We start from the raw sequence: 22,208 nt of genomic DNA, 5'->3' as shown, positions 1-22,208 counted from the left end.
ATTTTACAAATATTCTTTTGTTAAAAGTGGTAAACGGTGGTTTTCAATTCAAAAACTTATTAACAAAGTGGTAGTTTGTGGTAAAAAGTGGTAAAAAATTTCTAAATTTGTCCATATTATATCTCAAAAGAAAAAATTGAAAACATTAATCGGAACATACGAATGTAAGGTAGATGCCAAAGGGAGGCTAATGATACCTGCTTCGCTAAAGAAACAATTGGGTTCTTTAGAGGATGGTTTTGTTTTAAAACGTTCGGTTTTTCAACCTTGTTTGGAATTGTTTCCAATGAGTGAGTGGAATAAAATGATGTTGAAAATCAATAAGCTAAATCGTTTTGTGAAAAAGAATGATGATTTTATCAGAAGATTTACGGCTGGAGTTAAAATGGTAGAGATTGATGCAACTGGTAGGCTTTTAATTCCAAAAGATTTAGTGGTTTTTGCACAAATAGATAAAGATATTGTTTTGAATTCGGCAATTAATATTGTTGAAATTTGGGATAAAGATAAGTACGAAAGTGCGATTGAAAACGCTACAGACGATTTCGCAGACTTGGCAGAAGAAGTGATGGGTAATTTAAATGACGACGAAGATGGAATATCATAATCCAGTATTGTTAAAAGAAACGGTTGATGGATTGAATATTCGTCCTGATGGAGTGTATGTGGATGTTACTTTCGGTGGTGGCGGTCACTCGAGAGAAATTATGAGTCGTTTAGGTTCTAATGGTAAGTTATTTGCTTTTGATCAAGATTTAGATGCGCTTAAAAATGCAATCGATGATGAACGATTTACTTTGATTAATGAGAATTTCCGATTCATAAAGCGATTTATGCGTTTTCACGGAATCAAACAAGTTGATGGAATTTTGGCTGATTTAGGTGTTTCTTCTCATCAGTTTGACGTCGCAGAACGAGGTTTTTCAACTCGATTTGATGCAGAATTGGATATGAGAATGAATCAAAAAGGTGAGATAAGTGCTTATCACGTGGTGAATGATTATGATGAACAAGATATTGCACGTGTGTTGTTTGATTATGGTGAGTTGAAGAATGCAAGAGCAATGGCGAATGTGATTGTTACGGCTCGAAAAGATAAAGAAATTAGAAATTCTGAAGAGTTAAAAAAAGTGCTAGCGAAGTTTTTGCCGGGACATAAAAGCAATAAAATTTTAGCTCAAATATATCAAGCCATTCGAATTGAAGTAAATCAGGAAATGGATGTTTTAAAAGAGTTTTTGGAGCAATCTTTAGAAATTTTAAAACCAGGAGGACGATTAAGTGTAATATCGTACCATTCATTAGAAGATAGATTGGTAAAGCGTTTTATTAGAAACGGAATGTTTGAAGGGGAACCAGAACGAGATTTTTTTGGAAATTTTGAAGTCCCATTCAAAAGTATAGGAAAACTAATTGTTCCTACAGAAGAAGAAATAGCAATTAACAATCGAGCTAGAAGTGCTAAACTAAGAATAGCAGAAAAATTATAAAAAAATGAAAGACGGAATTTACAGTTTATTAAAAGCAAAGTTTCTTATAAGTGATGACGCTCTTAAGAACTGGAAATTCATAGTTTTTTTAGTGATTTTAGGAATGTTTGCAATTGCAAATAACCATCAGTACGATGCGAAAAATTACCGAATTACCGAATTAAACAATCAAGTTAAAGAATTACGCTCTGAATTTGTTGATAGACGTTCTGAATTAATGAAATTAAGAATGGAATCTACTGTGGCAAAAAAGATGGAAACACGTCAAATTTTGCCATCTGAAGTTCCTCCGGTTAAAATAATAGTTGAAGATAAAGAAAGTAAAAAGAGTTTTTGGGATAAATTAAAAATATGGCAATAGAAGATAAAAAAATATCGTATCGCATGTATTTTGTAGCTGTTGTGTTTTTCATGATGGCTGTATTTATTTTGATAAAACTGAACAATATTCAGTGGGTTGAAGGTCCTTATTATAGACAGTTAGCAAAGGAAAGAACAGTAAAGAATTTTACAATTCCAGCTAATAAAGGAAATGTATATTCAGCTGATGGTAGTTTATTGGCAACTTCAATTCCAGAATATACAATCTATTTTGATGCGGTTGCACCTTCATCTGAACATTTCAAAGAAAATATAGAAGCGCTTTCTGATTCACTTTCAGTAATGTTCGGAAAATCATCAGGACATTATCAAGCTAAATTACAAAAAGCGCGTGCTAATAAAAGTCGTTACGTTTTTATTGCAAAGAAGTTAAGTTATACAGAGCAAATGCGTCTGAAGTCGTTTCCGTTGTTTAATAAAGGAGCAAACCGTGGTGGTTTAATCATTGAACAAAAAATTGTTAGAGAACATCCTATTGGTTTGGTTGCAAAAAGAACTATTGGTTATGAACGTTCAAACGAAGATGGAAAAGGATTAGAATATGCTTTTCGCGATTATTTGAATGGAAAGAATGGTCATCGTATGATGCAAAAAATTGCAAAAAATCAATGGAAACCTATTAGCGATATAAATGAGAAAGAACCACAAGATGGTTACGATATCATTTCAACTATTGATGTTTACATTCAAGATATTGCACATCATGCTTTGTTGAAACAGTTAGAACATTACAGTGCCGACCATGGTTGTGTAATTGTAATGGAAACAAAAACCGGACATGTAAAAGCTATTTCAAATTTAGGAAGAGCAGAAGACGGTTCGTACTATGAAACGCAAAACTATGCAATTACAGAATCTCATGAGCCTGGTTCAACTTTTAAATTAATGGATTTAATTGCGGTAATCGACGATAAAAAAGCCGATACGAGTACAATTTATGATTCAAAAGGAGGTGAAATTGAATATTATGGACGACGAGTACGCGATTCTCATAAAGGAGGTTATGGTAAAATTTCTTTGGCAAGAGGTTTCGAAGTTTCTTCAAATACAGTTGTAGTACAATCTGTCTACAACAGTTATAAAGATAATCCAAGACAATTTGTAGATAGAATTAATAGTTACGGATTGAATAAACCACTTGGTTTGCCTATTAAAGGTGAAGGAATTCCAGTTATTCCTCAGCCTGGAACAAATCGTTGGTCTGGAGTTTCATTGCCTTGGATGGCTTTTGGTTATGGTTTGTCTGTAACGCCTTTGCAAACTTTAACATTGTACAATGCCGTTGCAAATGATGGAGTAATGATTAAGCCAATATTTGTAAGCGAAATTAAAGAATGGAGTAAAACCATCAAAAAATACAATACAGAAGTAATCAATCCAAAAATCTGTTCTCAAGAGACTTTAGATAAAGTGAGAAAAGTTTTAGAGAATGTGGTGAAAAAAGGAACAGGTTCAAAATTGTATTCTAAAGATTTTTCAATGGCTGGCAAAACAGGAACAGCTCAGGTTAATTATAAAGATAAATCGAAACTGTATTATGCTTCATCGTTTGTAGGATATTTTCCAGCAGACCAACCTAAATATTCTTGTATTGTTGTAGTGCATAAACCAAATGTGGCTGCGGGATATTATGGTGCCGATGTTGCTGGACCAGTTTTCAAAAGAATCGCACAAAAAATATTTACTGATTCACCATCAACGAATCATGTAAAAAACATAGATGCTAAAGTTGCTTCTCAGGAAAGTGAGTATTTAAAATATTATAAAGAAGTAGAAAAAGAAACTCGAATTGTGCCTAATGTAAAAGGTATGGAAGGAATGGATGCTGTGGCTTTACTTGAAAATTTGGGTTTGAAAGTGAAAGTTAAAGGTGGTGCTGGAAGAGTAAAAAGTCAATCGTTAACATCAGGTCAGGCATTCAATAAAAATCAAACAATTATTATCGAATTATCGTGAAGCAATTAAAAGACATATTATATAAAGTAGGAATTGAAGCAGTTCATGGAACTACTGATGTGACGATTTCTAAAATTGAATTTGATTCAAGAAAAGTTGAATTGAATGATGTTTTTGTGGCTATCAGAGGAACAATTTCTGACGGACATGCATATATAGAAAAAGCTCTAAGCCTTGGAGCTGTTGCTGTTATTTGCGAAGAGTTTCCAGATGTAATTGTAAATGGTGTTACGTATATAAAAGTAAAAGATTCTAACGAAGCTTTGGCTTTCTTATCGGCTAATTATTATAATAATCCTTCCGAAAATATTCGATTAGTTGGAATTACAGGAACAAACGGAAAAACAACTATTGCTTCTTTGTTGTATCAATTATTCAAAAGAGCAGGATATAAAGTTGGTTTGTTGTCAACAGTTAAAATAATGGTTGATGAACAAGAATTTAAAGCAACGCATACAACTCCAGATTCATTAACAATCAATCGTTATTTAGATTTAATGGTTGAAACGGGTTGCGAGTTTTGTTTCATGGAAGTAAGCTCTCACGGTATTCATCAGAAAAGAACGGAAGCGTTAAAGTTTGCAGGTGGCGTTTTTACCAATTTATCTCATGATCATTTAGACTATCACAATACGTTTGCAGAATATCGCGATGTTAAAAAATCATTTTTTGATCATTTACCAAAAGATGCTTTTGCAATTACCAATATCGATGATAAAAACGGCTTGGTAATGCTTCAAAATACGAAAGCTAAAAAATTGACTTATGCTTTAAAATCATATGCTGATTATAAAGCGCAAATTTTAGAAAACCAATTATCAGGATTGTTGTTAAAAATCAACGATAACGAAGTTTGGGTAAAGTTAATTGGTTCTTTTAATGCTTATAATTTATTGGCAATTTTTGGAGTTGCTGTTGAACTTGGAATCGAAAAAGTAGAAGCGTTACGTTTACTTTCCGAATTAGAAAGTGTTTCAGGAAGATTTCAATTTATTGTTTCAGAGACAAATATTACAGCAATTGTAGATTATGCTCACACGCCAGATGCATTGGAAAATGTGTTGAAAACTATCGAAGATATTCGTACAAAAAACGAACAATTAATTACAGTTGTAGGTTGTGGTGGTGATAGAGATAAAGCAAAACGACCAATAATGGCGAATATTGCATCATCATTAAGTGATAAAGCCATTTTTACTTCTGATAATCCAAGAAGCGAAAATCCAGAGACGATTATTGAAGAAATGGAAAAAGGAGTTGAACCTCAAAATTTCAAGAAAACAGTTTCGATTTTAGATAGAAAGCAAGCTATCAAAACGGCGTGTCAATTAGCAAATCCAAATGATATTATTCTTATTGCCGGAAAAGGTCACGAGACATATCAAGAGATTAACGGTGTACGAACTGATTTTGATGATTTTAAAATAGTAACCGAATTATTACAACAATTAAATAAATAAAAGCCAACAATTAACCTTTAAAACTAAGCAAACAATATGTTATACTACATCTTTCAATACTTAGACAAAGCATTTGATGTTCCGGGAGCAGGAGTGTTTCAATACATTACTTTTCGCTCGGCATTAGCTTTTATTTTGTCGTTGTTAATTGCAACAATTTACGGTAAAATAATCATCAACTATTTAAGAAACCAACAAGTTGGAGAAACTGTTCGCGAACTTGGTTTGGAAGGGCAAACTGCTAAAGCTGGTACGCCAACTATGGGTGGAATCATCATTATTTTGGCAACTTTAATTCCGGTTTTATTATTGACAAAGCTGAATAATATTTACATTATTTTATTGATTGTAACCACGCTTTGGATGGGAACAATTGGTTTTATCGACGATTATATCAAAATCTTCAAAAAAGACAAACAAGGTTTAAAAGGAATTTTTAAAGTTATTGGTCAAGTTGGACTTGGATTAATTGTTGGAACTGTTTTGTATATAAGTCCTGATGTAACAGTTCGAAAGGATACAATGTCATCTCGAGTAAAAATTGAAAACAATATAAAACCATCTGATTTAGAGGAAAAGTCTACAGCAACTACAATTCCTTTCATGAAAAACAACGAGTTTGATTATGCAGAAGTGTTGTCTTTTATGGGCGATAATTATAAAGATTATGCTTGGTTGATTTTTATTCCAATGGTAATTTTAATCATCACTGCGGTTTCAAATGGTGCAAATTTAACCGATGGAATAGATGGTTTAGCAGCAGGAACATCTGCAATTTCTGTATTAACGCTCGGTATTTTCACTTTTGTTTCGGGTAACATTATTTTTTCAGATTACTTGAATATTATGTATATCCCAAATTCAGGTGAAATGACTATTTACATAGCAGCTTTCGTTGGAGCTTTGGTTGGATTCCTTTGGTACAACGCTTATCCAGCATCTGTTTTTATGGGCGATACTGGAAGTTTAACTATTGGAGGAATTATCGCAGTTATTGCAATTGCAATCCGTAAAGAATTAATGATTCCAGTATTATGTGGAATTTTCTTAGCTGAAAATTTATCGGTAATGATACAAGTGAGTTATTTCAAATACACCAAAAAGAAATATGGCGAAGGAAGACGAATTTTCTTAATGTCTCCATTGCACCACCACTATCAGAAAAAAGGATATCATGAGAGTAGAATCGTAACACGTTTTTGGATTGTTGGAATTCTATTGGCAATTTTTTCACTCGTTTCTTTAAAATTAAGATAAGATGCGATTGGTAGTTTTAGGCGGAGGCGAAAGTGGAGTAGGAACCGCCATATTAGGAAAGAAAAAAGGGTACGATGTTTTTGTGTCGGACTTTGGAAAAATAAAAGAAAATTACAAAGAAGTTCTTACAATTAATAAAATTCCTTGGGAAGATGAAAAGCACACAGAAGAATTAATTCTGAATGCCGATGTAGTAATGAAAAGTCCGGGAATTCCTGAAAAAGCTCCGATTGTAAAAAAGCTAATTGAAAAAGGAATTTCGGTAATTTCTGAAATAGAGTTTGCTATTCAATTTACAGATGCAACCACAGTTGGGATAACGGGAAGTAACGGAAAAACAACAACAACGCTTTTAACGTATCATTTGTTAAAACAAGGTGGATTAAATGTAGGATTGGCAGGGAATATTGGAAAAAGCTTTGCATGGCAAGTCGCAGAAAACAAGCACGATATTTATGTTTTAGAATTGAGCAGTTTTCAATTGGACGGAATTGTAAATTATAAACCACACATAGCAATACTAACAAATATAAGTCCTGATCATTTGGACAGATATAATTACGATTTTAGTTTGTATATCAATTCAAAGTTTAGGATTACAAAGAACCAAACAGAAGCTGATTTTTTTATTTACGATGAAGAAGATGAAGCAATCAAAAATTGGTTAAGCAACAACAAGATTAAAGCAAACAAAGTTCCTTTTTCATTATCGAATAAACCAGAAAATGGCGGAGGATTTATAGAAGACAACAACATTAATAGCACAATTAAAAACGATTTATTTACTATGCCAATCAACGAACTAGCACTAGAAGGAAAACACAATATTAAAAACGCAATGGCAGCAACAGCTGTAGCGCAATTGTTAAATATTAGAAAGCAAACTATCAGAGAGAGTTTGACTAATTTTCAAGGTGTAGAACATCGATTAGAAAAAGTTTTAAAAATCCAAGGTGTGCAATACATCAACGATTCTAAAGCTACTAATGTAAATTCTGTTTTTTATGCTTTGGATAGTATGACTACTCCAACAGTTTGGATTGTAGGTGGTGTTGATAAAGGAAATGATTATGACGAATTAATGCCATTGGTTCGCGAAAAAGTAAAAGCTATTGTTTGTTTAGGTGTTGATAATTCTAAAATTATAAACGCATTTAATAATGTTGTTGATGTAATGGTTGAAACTTCTTCTATGTCTGAAGCGGTTCAATTGGCGCAAAGATTGTCAGAAAAAGGAGATAGCGTATTGTTATCGCCAGCTTGTGCAAGTTTTGATTTGTTTGAAAACTACGAAGACAGAGGAAGACAATTCAAACAAGCAATTTTTAATTTATAAGAAACAAGAAATATGTTTGATGTAATTGGTAAAATAAGAGGAGATAAAACCATTTGGGCAATAGTTTTTCTATTGGCTTTGGTTTCTTTTTTACCAGTTTATAGTGCTAGTACTAATTTGGTTTACGTTATCGGAAACGGAACTACTATTGGTCATCTTATCAAACATGCAATACACGTTCTGTTAGGTTTTGTGATTATCTTTTGGATTCACAAAATGCCATATCATTATTTTAAAGCATTGTCCATTTTCGGAATTCCATTGGTATTGTTATTGTTGGTTTATACCTTGTTTAAAGGAACTGAAATTGGTGGAGCAAATGCTAGTCGTTGGATTCAAATTCCTTTTGTTGGAGTTAGTTTTCAAACGTCTACATTGGCCTTTATTGTGTTAATGGTTTATGTAGCGCGTTACTTAGCAAAGGTTAGCGATAAAGAATATACGTTTAAAGAATCTTTCCTTGAATTATGGGTGCCAGTTGGTGCTGTTTTAATACTTATTTTACCAGCTAACTTTTCAACAACTGCATTAATTTTTGCCATGATTTGTATGCTAATTTTTATCGGACAATATCCGTTAAAATACTTGGGCTACATTTTAGGAATGGGAGCTTGCGCTATGTTATTGTTCATATTATTAGCAAAAGCATTTCCAGAAAATAAATTTTTTAGTAGGGTAAATACTTGGGAAAAACGAATTGAACGATTTACAAAAGACACACCAAATGAAGACGATTACCAAATTGAAAAGGCTAAAATTGCGATTGCTTCTGGTGGGATAAAAGGATTAGGTCCCGGAAAAAGTGTTCAGAAAAACTTTTTACCACAATCTTCTTCCGATTTTATTTTTGCCATCATCGTTGAGGAATACGGATTGGTTGGCGCTTTAACGGTTATAGGCTTATACTTGTTACTGTTTTTTAGATTTATTATCAATGCACAAAAGGCTTCTACTTTATTTGGAAAATTACTCATAATTGGACTTGGGTTTTCAATAATATTTCAAGCATTCATTAATATGGGAGTTGCTGTAGAATTGCTTCCAGTTACTGGTCAACCTTTGCCGTTAATTAGTAGTGGTGGTACTTCTATATGGATGACATGTATTGCAATTGGGATTATTTTGAGCGTTACCAAAAAAGAAGAAGAAGTTGCATTAGATTTAGAAGAAAAACGCAAACGCGATGAAGCATTGCAACAAATAATTGATGCGCAAGTAGCACTTAACGAAGAAAAAGAGGCTGATGAAAATCAGCAAAAAATAAATGATATGAAAAGTTCAATTAGAGAATCTTTAATTGAAGATGAAAATGGAGATGTGTTAGTAAACGGACAAAATCCGATGAATGCAGTTTTAAATAAAAAATAATGAAAAAACCTAGATTCATAATAAGCGGTGGCGGTACAGGCGGACATATTTATCCAGCCGTTGCGATTGCAAACGAATTAAAATCTCGTTTTCCAGAGGCTGAGTTTCTTTTTGTAGGAGCCAAAGATAAAATGGAAATGCAAAAAGTGCCTCAAGCAGGTTATGCTATCAAAGGATTATGGATTTCGGGAATTCAAAGAAAACTGACTTTAGATAATGCGATGTTTCCATTCAAATTACTTTCAAGTATGTGGAATTCATTCCGAATCATTAAAAGTTTTAAACCGGATGTAGTTATTGGAACTGGAGGTTTTGCAAGTGGCGCGGTTTTGAAAGTAGCTTCGATGTTGCATATTCCAACGGTAATTCAAGAGCAAAATTCGTATCCAGGAATCACGAATAAATTATTGGCTAAAAAAGCGAATAAAATTTGCGTGGCTTACGAAAATTTGGAACGATTTTTTCCAAAAGATAAAATGATTTTAACTGGAAATCCAGTACGTCAAGATTTAATTAACGAAGCTAGTAAAAGTGAAGCAATTGCTTATTTTAAATTGGATGCAAATAAAAAAGCAATATTGGTTTTAGGAGGAAGTTTAGGTGCAAGAAGAATTAACCAATTGATTGAAAAAGAGTTAGATTTTCTACTAAGTCAAAACATACAAGTCATTTGGCAATGCGGTAAATTGTATTTGAATGAGTACACAAAATATAACGATAGAGAAAACGTTCAAGTAGTAGCTTTTATTGATAAAATGGATTTGGTTTACGCTGCTGCGGATATTGTAATTTCTCGTTCTGGAGCATCATCTGTTTCGGAATTGTGCATTGTTGGAAAACCAACAATTTTCATTCCATCACCAAATGTTGCTGAGGATCATCAAACAAAAAACGCGAAAGCTATTTCAGATAAAAAAGGTGCTATTCTAATTAAAGAATCAGAATTAGAAACGCAGTTTGAAACTGTTTTTTCAGACTTAATTTCAAATGAAAATAAACAAGCAGAATTAAGTCAAAATATAAAAAAATTAGCACTGCCAAATGCTACAAAGCAAATTGCAGATGAGATTATTAAATTAATCAAATAAAAAATGAATCTAAATCAAATACATAACGTTTATTTCATCGGAATCGGAGGTATCGGAATGAGTGCTTTAGCGCGTTATTTTCAATACATTGGAAAAAAAGTAGTAGGGTATGATAAAACGCCAACGCAACTAACGGATGAATTGCAAGCTATCGGTTTAGAAATTCATTTTGAAGATAACATTAGTTTAATTCCAACCGATTTTTATTTAGAAAATACATTAGTAATCGTAACGCCAGCTGTTCCTGTTTCGCATTCGGAATGGAATTATTTCGTTGAAAGAGGCTACACCATTAAAAAGCGTGCTGAAGTGTTGGGAATCATTACAAAAGACACCTATTGTTTTGCTGTTGCTGGAACGCACGGAAAAACAACAACTTCAAGTATTTTAGGTCACGTTTTATATGAAAGTGGAGTAGATGTAACTGCTTTTTTAGGTGGAATCGTTGAAAATTACAATTCTAATTTAATTGGTTCTGGTAAAACAGTTACCGTTGTAGAGGCTGATGAGTTTGATCGTTCGTTTTTGCATTTACATCCAAATGTTTCTTGTGTAACTTCAATGGATGCTGACCATTTAGATATTTATGGCGATGCAGCAAGTATAGAAGATTCTTTTAGAGAATTCGCAGCCAAAACTCCAAGTGAAAATTTATACGTAATCAAAGGATTACCATTGGAAGGAAATACTATCGGAGTTAACAATGATGCCGATTTTTCTGCACAAAATATCCGAATCGAAAACGGGTTTTATGTATTCGATGTAAAAACACCAACTGAAGTAGTTCAAAATGTAAAATTTGGATTACCTGGTCATCACAATTTAACAAACGCATTATTAGCTTTTGCTATGGCGAAATCGTATGGCGTTTCCAATGAAAAAATAATTGCAGCATTAGCAAGTTTTAAAGGAGTAAGAAGACGTTTTTCGTTCCAAATTAGAGAAGAAAAATTGGTTTATATTGATGATTATGCGCACCATCCAACCGAAATTAACGCGGTGCATCAAGCGGTTCGTGAATTGTATCCTGGTAAGAAAATCATCGCTGCTTTTCAACCGCATTTGTTCAGTAGAACGAAAGATTTTGTAGATGGTTTTGCCGAAAGCCTTAGCAATTTTGATGAGATTTTATTGTTGGAAATTTATCCTGCTCGTGAGTTGCCTATGGAAGGTGTAAATTCGACTTGGTTGTTGAATAAAATTAACAATCCAAATAAGAAATTAGTTAGCAAAGACGAGTTGTTCACAGCTTTTGAAAATTCAGATGCCGATGTGTTTGTAACAATAGGAGCTGGCGACATAGGAGAGCTAGTAAAAGATCTAAAAAAAGCGCTTCATGAGAAGAATTAATTGGCATACTATTCGATTAGTGTTAATCATTTTTATAATGATTTTTCTTTACTCTTTCTCGTCAAAGCGAAATAGTGAACGTAAAATCAGTAAGATAGATATTAAATTCGAATCGAATGAGAATATGTTTTTAACACATGAAATGGTTAATAACTTGTTAATACAAAATTTGGGAGGTAGTTCAAGAATACAAAAAGATAAAGTAGATTTGAATACTTTAGAAACTGTTCTCGATGATCACGAGATGATTGAAAAAGCGCAAGTTTTTTCAACAGTAGACGGATTTCTAAATACGCGTATTACTCAAAAGACCCCAATCGTAAGAGTTATTACTGAGAATGAGAGTTATTACCTTGATTCAAAAGGTGTTAGAGTGTCATTGTCGGAGAATTTTTCTGCACGAGTTCCACTTGTATCTGGTGAAATTAGTGAAGAAAATTGTAGGCCGTTTTTGTTTTTGTTTAATGAAATCAAAAAAGATGATTTCTTGAGTAAAAATATTACTGGAGCCAAGGTTATGCCTTCGGGTAATGTGGTTTTAACCAATAGAAGCTATGATTATACAATAGCATTTGGAAAACCAATAAATGTTGAGAAAAAGCTCAAGAATTACAAAGCTTTTTATCATCATGCAATAAAAGATACAATGATTAAAAATTATAAAGAAGTAAACTTAATGTTTACGCAACAAGTGGTTTGTAAGAAATAGTTAACGTTATGAACAAAGACAACATTGCAGTAGGATTAGACATTGGTACAACTAAAATTGTAGCAATGATAGGGAAGAAGAATGAATACGGAAAGCTTGAGATTCTTGGAGTAGGAAAATCAAAAAGCTTAGGTGTTCATAGAGGTGTTGTGAATAATATTACACAAACTATACAATCGATTCAGCAAGCAGTAGCAGATGCTGAAAACGATTCTGGATATAAAATTAACGATGTGGTTGTTGGTATCGCTGGACAACACATTCGTAGTATTCAACATAGCGATTATATCAGTCGTTCTAATGCAGAAGAAGTGATTGGTGATGCTGATATTGATGCTTTAATAGGGCAGGTTCATAAATTGGCAATGTTACCAGGTGAAGAAATTATTCACGTGTTACCACAAGAATTTAAAATCGACGGTCAAGCCGAAATTAAAGAGCCTATCGGAATGTATGGCGGTAGATTAGAATCTAGTTTTCATGTGGTAGTTGGACAAGCAGCGTCGATTCGTAATTTAGGAAGATGTATTAAAAGTGCAGGTCTTGAATTATCTGGATTAACGTTAGAACCATTAGCATCAGCAGACGCTGTATTAAGTCAAGAAGAAAAAGAAGCAGGAGTTGCTTTAATAGATATAGGTGGTGGGACAACCGATTTAGCCATTTTTAAAGATGGTATTATTCGTCATACTGCAGTTATTCCTTTTGGAGGAAATGTAATTACAGAAGACATTAAAGAAGGATGTTCAATCATTGAAAAACAAGCAGAGTTGTTAAAAACTCGTTTTGGTTCAGCTTGGCCAGGAGAAAATAAAGACAATGAAATTGTTTCTATTCCTGGATTAAGAGGCAGAGAGCCAAAGGAAATTTCGTTGAAGAACTTATCAAAAATTATTCACGCAAGAGTTGTGGAAATTATTGAACAAGTCTATGCTGAAATTAAATTATATGGACATGAAGATCCTAAGAAAAAACTTATTGCTGGTATTGTATTAACAGGAGGTGGCGCACAATTGCAACACATCAAACAGTTAGTAGAATACATTACAGGAATGGATACAAGAATTGGTTATCCAAACGAGCACTTAGCAGGAAACTCAGACGAAGAATTGTCAAGTCCATTATATGCTACAGCTGTTGGTTTAGTAATGAACAGTATTAGAAATAATACAAAAAGTGCTACACCATTTGTAGAAATGAAAAAAGAAGAACCAGTAGTTGTGGTTCGTCCTCAAGTTGTGGTTGAAGAACCAATTATTGAGGAAGAAAAAGAAGAGCCAAAAGCATCACAACCTATCAAAATTGAAACAACGGATGATCGTATCAAACGTTCGTTTTTTGATAAGTATATAGATAAGATTAAAGAATTTTTAGATAACGCAGAATAAAAGGAGATACTATGTCAGAATTTGGAAACATTTCATTTGATTTACCTAAAAACCAATCTAACGTGATTAAAGTAATCGGCGTTGGTGGTGGAGGTAGTAATGCCATTAACCACATGTTTAAACAAGGCATTAAAGGTGTTGATTTTGTAGTTTGTAATACTGATTCTCAGGCATTACAAAATAGTCCTGTACCAAATAAGATTCAGTTAGGTGTTAGCTTAACAGAAGGATTAGGTGCTGGTGCAAATCCTGAAGTAGGACAGCAGTCTGCTATTGAAAGTATTGCGGAAATTGAAAAAATGTTGGATAGTAACACCAAAATGGTTTTCATTACTGCCGGAATGGGTGGTGGAACCGGAACAGGTGCTGCTCCAGTAATTGCTCAATTGGCAAAAGAACGCGATATTTTAACAGTAGGTATTGTTACGATTCCTTTTCAATTTGAAGGAAAAGTTCGCTCTGAGCAAGCGTTAGCTGGAGTAGAACGTTTACGTAAACAAGTAGATTCTTTAGTTGTTATCAATAATAATAAGTTACGTGAAGTATATGGAAACTTAGGTTTCAAAGCTGGTTTCTCAAAAGCAGACGAAGTGTTATCTACTGCTTCTAGAGGAATTGCTGAAGTTATTACGCATCACTATACACAAAATATCGACCTTAAAGATGCTAAAACGGTGTTGTCAAACAGCGGTACGGCTATCATGGGTTCTGCAACGGCTTCTGGTTCTGATAGAGCTAAACAAGCGATTTCTAGTGCGTTAGATTCTCCTTTATTAAATGATAATAAAATTACAGGTGCTAAAAATGTATTATTATTAATCGTTTCTGGTACTGATGAAGCTAACGAAATCACAATTGATGAAATTGGAGAAATCAACGATTTTATTCAATCGGAAGCAGGTTACAATGCTAACATCATCATGGGAGTTGGTGAAGAAGAAGCTTTAGGAGAAGCTATCTCTGTAACTGTTATTGCTACTGGATTTAATATCGAGCAACAAGCGGAGATTGTTAATACGGAACCAAAGAAAATTATTCATTCATTAGAAGATGAGCAAAAAATTGTTCATGAATTAATGAATAAAGCAGCTTCAAATATCTCAGTTAACAATCCTATTTTTGAAACTCCAAAAGTAGAAGAAGTTAAAGCAGAAATTATTAATCCTGTTAGTGATGAAGCAGTTGAAGAGAAAATTGTTTTCACTTTAGAAGAGGAAATCGAAGAGCCAAAGTTTGAAATTCATACACCAATTGCTCCAGCAATGGATTTGGTTCCAACTTCTGAATTGATTAAAAATATCGATGTTACGTTTGAAGTAATTACACCAAATGTAGCGCCATCATTCGAAATCATTACTCCTCAAATCAGAGAAATCGAAGTAAAAGATCCTGAATTTGTAGTAGCAACAGAAGAAGTAAGTTTTTCATTAGATTTATTTGGAACTAAAGAAGAAGTAAAAGATACTCCAATTGTTTTCGATTTATCTGCAGAAACACGCAACATGGAAGTTAAAGATCCAATCAACGTAGTTCCTGTTACAGAAGTAAACCAAAACGGTGTTATCAAATACTCTTTAGAAGACTATTTAGAAAAAGAAAACGAATTAGTAGCTTCAAAACCAGTTGATGTAGTAACTGAACCAGTAGACGAGGAGTTGAATTTCACAATGAAAACAAATACTCCAAAATTAGAAGATGCAATTCAGTTGGACAATGTTTCTCCTATAGAAATGTCAATTGAAGAAACGTTGAAATTCAGAGCTGAAGAGCGTAAAAGAAAAATGAAAGAATTCAATCATAAATTCAATAATAGCAATGCGCAAATTGATGAGTTTGAGAGAATTCCTGCTTATAAAAGAATGGGATTTGATGTAACTTCTACACCAAATACTGCTAGTAATCAATCTAGAATGTCATTAGGAACAGATAGCAACGACGATATCCAATTGCGTTCAAACAATTCTTTCCTACACGATAATGTGGATTAAATCTGCAAAAAACTAACCTACCCCAAAAAACCCGAAGATAGAACTTCGGGTTTTTTTATTACCTTTGCCAAGGATTTTTTTAGGCCAATTCTTAATAATAGATTATTAGTTTTTGGTGATTAAAAAAGGAAAATAATTAAGAAATAAACAGAAATATATGAGTTTAGAAGTAAAAATCATGGATCAAATGAAAGAAGCCATGAAAGCAAAAGATAGCGTTGCATTAGAAGCGTTAAGAGCAATTAAATCGGCAATTATTTTGGCTAAAACAGAAGCTGGAGCAACAGATACATTAACTGAAGATCAAGAAGTAAAAATGTTACAGCGTTTGGTTAAAATGCGTAAGGATAGTGCGGAAATTTTCACAAAACAAAACCGTCCTGATTTAGCAGAACCAGAATTGGCTCAAATTGCAGTTATCGAAAAATTCTTACCAGCTCAATTGTCAGAAGCAGAAGTAGAAGCAATTATTGCTAAAATTATTTCAGAAACTGGCGCTTCAGGAATCGCTTCAATGGGTAAAGTTATGGGATTAGCTACTACTCAAATTGGAGGTCAAGCTGAAGGAAAAGTAATTTCTGGAATTGTAAAGAAATTATTAGTTTAAGTAAGAAGAAAGAACAAAGAAAAAAGAGCAAAGATTGAGGTCTTTATTCTTTTTTCTTTGTTCTGTTATCTTATAAAGGGCTTCGTAGCTCAACTGGATAGAGCACTGGATTTCGGCTCCAGCGGTTGGGGGTTCGACTCCCTTCGAAGTCACATTATTACAACACCAACATAGCTTGGTGTTTTTTTATTTCATATAAACATTATTTTTACGTTATTTGTAAAATAGTCCCCAAATTATGCAAACGCCACCTATAGAACACGAATTGTTTTTAGCAGATTATATTGCAATGTTTGTAGTTGTTGCTCCGTTTGCAGCAATCTTTTTTGCATTTGCATTCTATGTAACTGAGATTGTGTATTTACGAAATTACAAAAAGCCATTAGTTGTATTTGCTAATGTAAATTTTTTAAACTTAAGCGATTCTCGAAAGCATATTTTAACCTCTAATTTTCAATTTTACAATCGATTAAAACCTAAATACAAGCGTTATTTTGAACACCGAGTAGCTAAGTTAATTTATCATTATAATTTTGAAGGAAGAGATATTGAAGTTACAGAAGAAATGAAAGTAACTATTTCTGCAACTTATGTGATGTTAACCTTTGGAATGCGTGAATATTTGAATCCGCTTTTTAAAAGAATTGTCATTTATCCAGATATTTACTATTCGTCTCAAAATGATAATTACCATAAAGGAGAATTCAATTCGAGAATGGAATGTATTGTTTTTTCGTGGAAACATTTTAAAGAAGGAATTGATATTACAAATGATAATCTGAATTTAGGATTGCATGAGTTTACCCACGCTTTTCATATTTATGCCTTAAAAAGTGATAAAACAACTTTTGTATTATTTAATGAATCACTTCAAAATTTATTTCGTGTGGTCTCAAAACCTGAAGTAAAACATCGTTTAGTTGAATCTGGATTTTTACGTGATTATGCTTACGAAAACCAATTTGAATTTGTAGCAGTATTGTTAGAATATTTCTTTGAATCTCCAGAAGAATTTAAACAAAAATTTCCTTCTATCTTTTTGAAAGTGAAGCATATGATTAATTTTAATGAAAAATATTTCATTTCAGAATAGTCTTTGTTTTCTGATATATATCATGTTTTGATGCTTAATTATTGAGTAACTTTATGTCAGTATAAACTCAAGGTCATGAAGTCGCTTCATAGTCAATTTTAATTTTTAAATTCTTTTACAGAAAAGCGATAACATAAGTGACATTAACATTTAAAACTTACACTTATGAAACAAAAGGTTCCTGTGTCAACAATAATGACAAAAAACGTAGTAAAGTTAAATTTATCAGATGATTTAACTAAAGCCGAAATGCTATTTAAAAAGCATCACATACGACACATTCCTGTTGTTTATAGTAACAAAATTGTAGGGATGTTAAGTTATACCGATCTTTTACGAATCTCTTTTGCTGATGCAATTGATGACGAGGATGATGTAGATACAACAGTTTATAATATGTTTACGGTAGAACAAGTTATGGCAAAAAAATTGGTTTCTATAGCACCAGATGCCACTATTAAAGAAGCGGCACAAATTTTAGCCACAAAAGAGTTTCATGCTTTGCCTGTATGTGAAGGAGATTTACTTGTAGGTATTATAACTACAACCGATTTAATAAAATACTTAATTGATCAATATTAAAAAAAGCCTAACCAAATCGGTTAGGCTTTTTTTTTGAAAATTATTTTGTTATTACTTTTAAATCTGTAATCGTTGCAATTGGATCTTGAGCGCCGAAAACATAACTTCCGGCAACTAATACATCAGCGCCAGCGTCGGCTAATTGTTTAGCATTCTTGTTGGTTACGCCACCATCAATTTCAATTAGTGTTGAAGCATTTTTTCTGTTGATTAAAGCTTTTAGTTTTTCAACTTTAGAATAAGTGTTTTCTATGAAAGATTGTCCTCCAAATCCTGGATTAACACTCATTATGCAAACTAAATCAATATCTTGGATGATATCTTCTAGTAAATCTACATTTGTGTGAGGATTTAATGCAACTCCCGCTTTCATTCCTTCAGCTTTTATAGCTTGAAGTGTTCGGTGTAAATGAGTACATGCTTCGTAATGAACAGTAAGTACATCTGCACCAAGTTTTTTAAACGTAGCAATATATCGATCTGGATCAACAATCATTAAATGTACATCAATTGTTTTTTTTGCGTGTTTGTTGATAGCATCTAAAACTGGCATTCCAAAAGAAATATTAGGAACAAAAACGCCATCCATAATGTCAATGTGAAACCAATCAGCCTCACTTGAATTAATCATTTCGATATCGCGTTGTAAATTAGCAAAATCAGCTGCAAGAACTGATGGAGCAATAAGTGTATTTTTCATAAAATCTTAAAGTGTGTGTTGTTGTGTGCAAATGTACAATATTTAAAACATTTCAACATTTAAAATTCCAAGTTGAATATTCAAAATCTTGAACTTATCTCAAAAAATAAAACTCCGGTAATCAGCCGGAGTTTCAATCATCAATCAAAAAACGAACAGTCTTAGACTGTTGTTACTGTAATTTAGGTATTATCCTAAATATGTTTTTAATATTTTACTTCTAGAAGTATGTTTTAATCTTCTAATTGCTTTTTCTTTAATCTGACGTACACGCTCACGAGTTAAATCGAAAGTTTCTCCAATTTCTTCTAGAGTCATTGGGTGTTGGTCACCTAAACCAAAATACAAACGAACAACATCAGCCTCTCTTGGAGTTAATGTTTCTAATGCTCTTTCAATTTCAGTTTGTAACGATTCATGGATTAATTCTCTATCTGGATTTGGAGATTCACCTGAGCGTAAAACGTCGTATAAGTTTGAATCTTCACCTTCAACTAAAGGAGCATCCATAGATAAATGACGACCAGAGTTTTTCATTGACTCTTTAACGTCATTAACTGTCATGTCTAATTCTTTGGCAATTTCTTCAGCAGATGGAGCACGTTCTTGTGATTGCTCTAATAACGCGTACATTTTATTGATTTTGTTGATAGAACCAATTTTGTTTAATGGTAAACGTACGATACGCGATTGTTCTGCTAAAGCTTGTAAGATAGATTGACGAATCCACCAAACGGCGTATGAAATAAATTTAAATCCACGAGTTTCGTCGAAACGTTGAGCGGCTTTAATTAATCCTAAATTTCCTTCGTTAATTAAATCAGGTAGGGTTAGTCCTTGATTTTGGTATTGTTTTGCTACTGAAACTACGAAACGTAAATTAGCTTTTGTTAATTTCTCTAAAGCTCTTTGATCTCCGGCTTTAATTCTTTGTGCTAATTCTACTTCTTCGTCAGCAGTTATAAGGTCAACTTTTCCAATTTCTTGTAGGTATTTGTCTAAGGAAGCAGTTTCACGATTGGTAACCTGCTTGGTGATTTTAAGCTGTCTCATTTATATTTCTCCTTACTTTTTTAAAAGTTCTAGTAGTTATACGTAAGAGGTTTCAAAAAAGTTACAAAAAAAATAAAAATAATTTAAAAAGCCCAGTTTCAATTTTGAAACTGGGCTTTTATATGAATTAACTTAACTAAATTAACCTTGAGGTTTATCTTTTTTCTCAGTTGGTTTTTCTTCTCTAGGAGGTCTAGGTAAAAGTGCTTTTTTAGATACTTTTTCCTTTTTAGTTTTAGGATCAACTCCTAAATATTTAACCATGAAAACATCTCCCATTTTAACAACGTCAGCTACGTTTTCTGTTCTTTCCCAAGCCAACTCAGATACGTGTAATAAAACTTCGTTTCCTGGAGCTTTAGTATATTCTACAACTGCACCAAAATCTAACATTTTAACTACTTTTACTTCGTAAGCTTCTCCCATTTCTGGTTTGAAAACGATAGAATCAATTTTTGCTAATACTGCATCGATTCCTTCTTGATTTGTTCCTAAAATTTCAACAACACCTTGTTCGTCTACTTCATTAATAACAATTGTTGTTCCAGTAGCTTTTTGTAATTCTTGAATTACTTTTCCACCAGGACCAATTAATGCACCAATAAAGTTTCCAGGAATTGTTCTTGTGATAATTTTTGGAGCTTTAGGTTTAACTTCTGCTCTTGGTTGTGCAATAGTTTCAGTGATTTTACCTAAAATATGCATACGACCATCTCTTGCTTGTCCTAACGCTTGCTCCATAATATCGTAACGTAAACCGTCGATTTTGATATCCATCTGACAAGCAGTAATACCATCTGCAGTTCCAGTTACTTTGAAGTCCATATCTCCTAAGTGATCTTCGTCACCTAAGATGTCTGACAATACAGCGAATTTTTCTCCATCTGTAATTAATCCCATTGCAATACCAGAAACTGGTTTTACCATTTGAACTCCTGAATCCATTAATGCCATTGTTCCAGCACAAACGGTAGCCATAGAAGAAGAACCATTAGATTCTAATACTTCTGAAACTACACGAATTGTATAAGGACAATCTGCAGGAATCATATTTTTTAATGCACGTTGTGCTAAGTTACCATGTCCAACTTCTCTTCTTGAAGTTCCTCTTAAAGGTTTTGCTTCACCTGTAGAGAAAGGAGGGAAGTTATAGTGTAAATAGAATTTCTCTTCACCTTGTTCTGATGGAGAATCAATTACGTTTGCTTCTCTAGAAGTTCCTAAAGTTACAGTTGCTAAAGCTTGAGTTTCTCCACGAGTGAAAAGTGATGAACCGTGTACAGATGGTAAATAATCAACTTCACACCAAATTGGACGAATATCAGTTGTTTTTCTTCCGTCTAAACGAATTCCTTTTTCTAAAATTACGTTACGAACAGCTGTTTTTTGAACTTTATAGTTGTATTTGCTTACCAATTCTGCTAAATCTGAATTTTCTGCATATTCTTCTTCTGTGAATAATGCTTTAACTTCTTCTTTAACTACAGCAAATTTTTCTCCTCTTTCGCTTTTTGCAGAAGCTTCTTGAGCAATTGCATAATATTTATCGTAAGAAGCAGTTTTTACTTTTGCATAAACGCTTTCGTCTTCTTTTTCTGGCTCATATTCTCTGTAAGCTGGTGAACCAACTGCAGCTCTTAGTCTTTCTTGAGCTTCAATTTGGATTTTGATAGCCTCGTGAGCAAATTTAATTGCTTCAACCATTTCAGCTTCTGAAATTTCTTTCATTTCACCTTCAACCATGGCAACAGAATCTTTAGAAGCACCAATCATCATATCGATGTCAGATTGTTCTAATTCTTCTCTGCTTGGGTTAATTACAAATTTTCCATTAACACGTGCAACACGTACTTCAGAAATTAAATTGTAAAATGGAATGTCAGAAACTGCTAATGCAGCAGAAGCAGCTAAACCAGCTAAAGCATCAGGCATAACATTGTCGTCGTGACTCATTAATTGAATCATAACTTGCGTTTCAGCATGGTAATCGTCTGGGAATAGTGGACGCAATACGCGATCAACTAATCTCATTGTTAAAACTTCGCTATCACTTGGACGCGCTTCTCTTTTGAAGAAACCTCCAGGAAAACGACCTGCAGCGGCAAATTTTTCACGATAATCTACTGTTAACGGTAAAAAATCAACTCCAGGATTTGCAGTTCTTGCAGATACTGCTGTTGCTAGTAACATAGCGTCGCCCATACGAACAACAACAGATCCATCTGCTTGTTTGGCTAATTTCCCAGTTTCGATTGAGATGTTTCTTCCGTCACCTAAATCGATAACTTCTTGGAATACTTTTGGAATCATAAATTTTTAATTCTAAATTAAACAAAGGGTCAGTTGTGTTGTTGTGTGTGTAGTTGTTTGTAACCCAATGAAAAACCAAACTTTTTCAATCA

19 protein-coding genes and 1 tRNA gene are annotated in these 22,208 nt (G+C 33.2%); 17 read left to right on the top strand and 3 right to left on the bottom strand.

Translation table 11 applies throughout. The annotated features are described in order from the left end of the window. Nucleotides 1-136 precede the first annotated feature (136 nt). The 17 genes from mraZ (at nucleotide 137) to LOS89_RS10525 (ending at nucleotide 18,053) form a co-directional block, all read left to right on the top strand. On the top strand, nucleotides 137-607 hold the full coding sequence (gene mraZ / locus LOS89_RS10605) for a division/cell wall cluster transcriptional repressor MraZ (RefSeq protein ID WP_231835222.1): 471 nt from the start codon (nucleotides 137-139) through the stop codon (nucleotides 605-607). After that, a complete protein-coding gene (gene rsmH, locus LOS89_RS10600; protein ID WP_231835221.1) occupies nucleotides 582-1,490 on the top strand; it encodes a 16S rRNA (cytosine(1402)-N(4))-methyltransferase RsmH in 909 nt (302 codons plus the stop codon). The genes mraZ and rsmH overlap by 26 nt, the downstream gene beginning before the upstream one ends. 4 nt (nucleotides 1,491-1,494) lie before the next feature. Further along, nucleotides 1,495-1,851 carry an FtsL-like putative cell division protein gene (locus tag LOS89_RS10595; protein ID WP_231835220.1) on the top strand — a complete coding sequence of 119 codons (357 nt, stop codon included), beginning with the start codon at nucleotides 1,495-1,497 and terminating at the stop codon, nucleotides 1,849-1,851. After that, nucleotides 1,842-3,827 carry a PASTA domain-containing penicillin-binding protein gene (locus LOS89_RS10590; RefSeq protein ID WP_231835219.1) on the top strand — a complete coding sequence of 662 codons (1,986 nt, stop codon included), beginning with the start codon at nucleotides 1,842-1,844 and terminating at the stop codon, nucleotides 3,825-3,827. The genes LOS89_RS10595 and LOS89_RS10590 overlap by 10 nt, the downstream gene beginning before the upstream one ends. Beyond that, entirely contained in the window at nucleotides 3,824-5,287 is a 1,464-nt protein-coding gene (locus LOS89_RS10585) for a UDP-N-acetylmuramoyl-L-alanyl-D-glutamate--2,6-diaminopimelate ligase (protein ID WP_231835218.1), read from the top strand. Before LOS89_RS10590 ends, LOS89_RS10585 begins: the two co-directional genes overlap by 4 nt. Nucleotides 5,288-5,323: 36 nt before the next feature. Next, on the top strand, nucleotides 5,324-6,544 hold the full coding sequence (gene mraY, locus LOS89_RS10580; protein ID WP_231835217.1) for a phospho-N-acetylmuramoyl-pentapeptide-transferase: 1,221 nt from the start codon (nucleotides 5,324-5,326) through the stop codon (nucleotides 6,542-6,544). A gap of 1 nt (nucleotide 6,545) precedes the next feature. Further along, the gene (gene murD, locus LOS89_RS10575) at nucleotides 6,546-7,880 is read left to right on the top strand and encodes a UDP-N-acetylmuramoyl-L-alanine--D-glutamate ligase (RefSeq protein WP_231835216.1); all 1,335 of its coding nucleotides are present in this window, start codon (nucleotides 6,546-6,548) and stop codon (nucleotides 7,878-7,880) included. Nucleotides 7,881-7,892: 12 nt separating this feature from the next. Further along, nucleotides 7,893-9,248, top strand: coding sequence for an FtsW/RodA/SpoVE family cell cycle protein (locus LOS89_RS10570; RefSeq protein WP_231835215.1), 1,356 nt, complete (start codon nucleotides 7,893-7,895; stop codon nucleotides 9,246-9,248). Next, complete coding sequence (gene murG / locus LOS89_RS10565; RefSeq protein WP_231835214.1) at nucleotides 9,248-10,336, top strand: undecaprenyldiphospho-muramoylpentapeptide beta-N-acetylglucosaminyltransferase; 1,089 nt, start codon at nucleotides 9,248-9,250, stop codon at nucleotides 10,334-10,336. Before LOS89_RS10570 ends, murG begins: the two co-directional genes overlap by 1 nt. A gap of 3 nt (nucleotides 10,337-10,339) precedes the next feature. Beyond that, on the top strand, nucleotides 10,340-11,686 hold the full coding sequence (gene murC, locus LOS89_RS10560) for a UDP-N-acetylmuramate--L-alanine ligase (protein ID WP_231835213.1): 1,347 nt from the start codon (nucleotides 10,340-10,342) through the stop codon (nucleotides 11,684-11,686). Continuing rightward, nucleotides 11,673-12,395, top strand: a complete 723-nt coding sequence (locus tag LOS89_RS10555) for a cell division protein FtsQ/DivIB (protein WP_231835212.1) — start codon at nucleotides 11,673-11,675, stop codon at nucleotides 12,393-12,395. The genes murC and LOS89_RS10555 overlap by 14 nt, the downstream gene beginning before the upstream one ends. A gap of 8 nt (nucleotides 12,396-12,403) precedes the next feature. After that, nucleotides 12,404-13,783 carry a cell division protein FtsA gene (ftsA, locus tag LOS89_RS10550; protein WP_231835211.1) on the top strand — a complete coding sequence of 460 codons (1,380 nt, stop codon included), beginning with the start codon at nucleotides 12,404-12,406 and terminating at the stop codon, nucleotides 13,781-13,783. 11 nt (nucleotides 13,784-13,794) lie between these two features. Then, nucleotides 13,795-15,771, top strand: a complete 1,977-nt coding sequence (gene ftsZ / locus LOS89_RS10545) for a cell division protein FtsZ (RefSeq protein ID WP_231835210.1) — start codon at nucleotides 13,795-13,797, stop codon at nucleotides 15,769-15,771. A gap of 157 nt (nucleotides 15,772-15,928) precedes the next feature. Beyond that, nucleotides 15,929-16,378, top strand: a complete 450-nt coding sequence (locus tag LOS89_RS10540) for a GatB/YqeY domain-containing protein (RefSeq protein ID WP_231835209.1) — start codon at nucleotides 15,929-15,931, stop codon at nucleotides 16,376-16,378. Nucleotides 16,379-16,456: 78 nt separating this feature from the next. Further along, nucleotides 16,457-16,530, top strand: a tRNA-Arg gene (locus LOS89_RS10535). Nucleotides 16,531-16,616: 86 nt separating this feature from the next. Next, nucleotides 16,617-17,471, top strand: coding sequence for a zinc-dependent peptidase (locus LOS89_RS10530; protein ID WP_231835208.1), 855 nt, complete (start codon nucleotides 16,617-16,619; stop codon nucleotides 17,469-17,471). 165 nt (nucleotides 17,472-17,636) lie between these two features. Then, nucleotides 17,637-18,053 (top strand): CBS domain-containing protein, encoded by a 417-nt coding sequence (locus LOS89_RS10525; RefSeq protein ID WP_231835207.1) that lies wholly within the window; start codon nucleotides 17,637-17,639, stop codon nucleotides 18,051-18,053. Nucleotides 18,054-18,093: 40 nt separating this feature from the next. On the opposite strand, the gene rpe is transcribed toward LOS89_RS10525, so the two are convergent. The 3 genes from rpe to LOS89_RS10510 all read right to left on the bottom strand — a co-directional run bounded on the left by rpe (nucleotide 18,094) and on the right by LOS89_RS10510 (nucleotide 22,116). Beyond that, on the bottom strand, nucleotides 18,094-18,753 hold the full coding sequence (gene rpe / locus LOS89_RS10520) for a ribulose-phosphate 3-epimerase (RefSeq protein WP_231835206.1): 660 nt from the start codon (nucleotides 18,751-18,753) through the stop codon (nucleotides 18,094-18,096). A gap of 189 nt (nucleotides 18,754-18,942) precedes the next feature. Next, nucleotides 18,943-19,806 (bottom strand): sigma-70 family RNA polymerase sigma factor, encoded by an 864-nt coding sequence (locus LOS89_RS10515; protein WP_166236498.1) that lies wholly within the window; start codon nucleotides 19,804-19,806, stop codon nucleotides 18,943-18,945. 141 nt (nucleotides 19,807-19,947) lie between these two features. Continuing rightward, entirely contained in the window at nucleotides 19,948-22,116 is a 2,169-nt protein-coding gene (locus tag LOS89_RS10510; protein ID WP_231835205.1) for a polyribonucleotide nucleotidyltransferase, read from the bottom strand. Nucleotides 22,117-22,208 lie beyond the last annotated feature (92 nt).

Origin of the sequence: Flavobacterium channae, assembly GCF_021172165.1 — a bacterium.
Classification (GTDB): Bacteria; Bacteroidota; Bacteroidia; order Flavobacteriales; family Flavobacteriaceae; genus Flavobacterium; species Flavobacterium channae.
The sequence above is the reverse complement of the archived record's forward strand: the minus strand, read 5'-3'. Positions and strand labels throughout refer to the sequence as shown.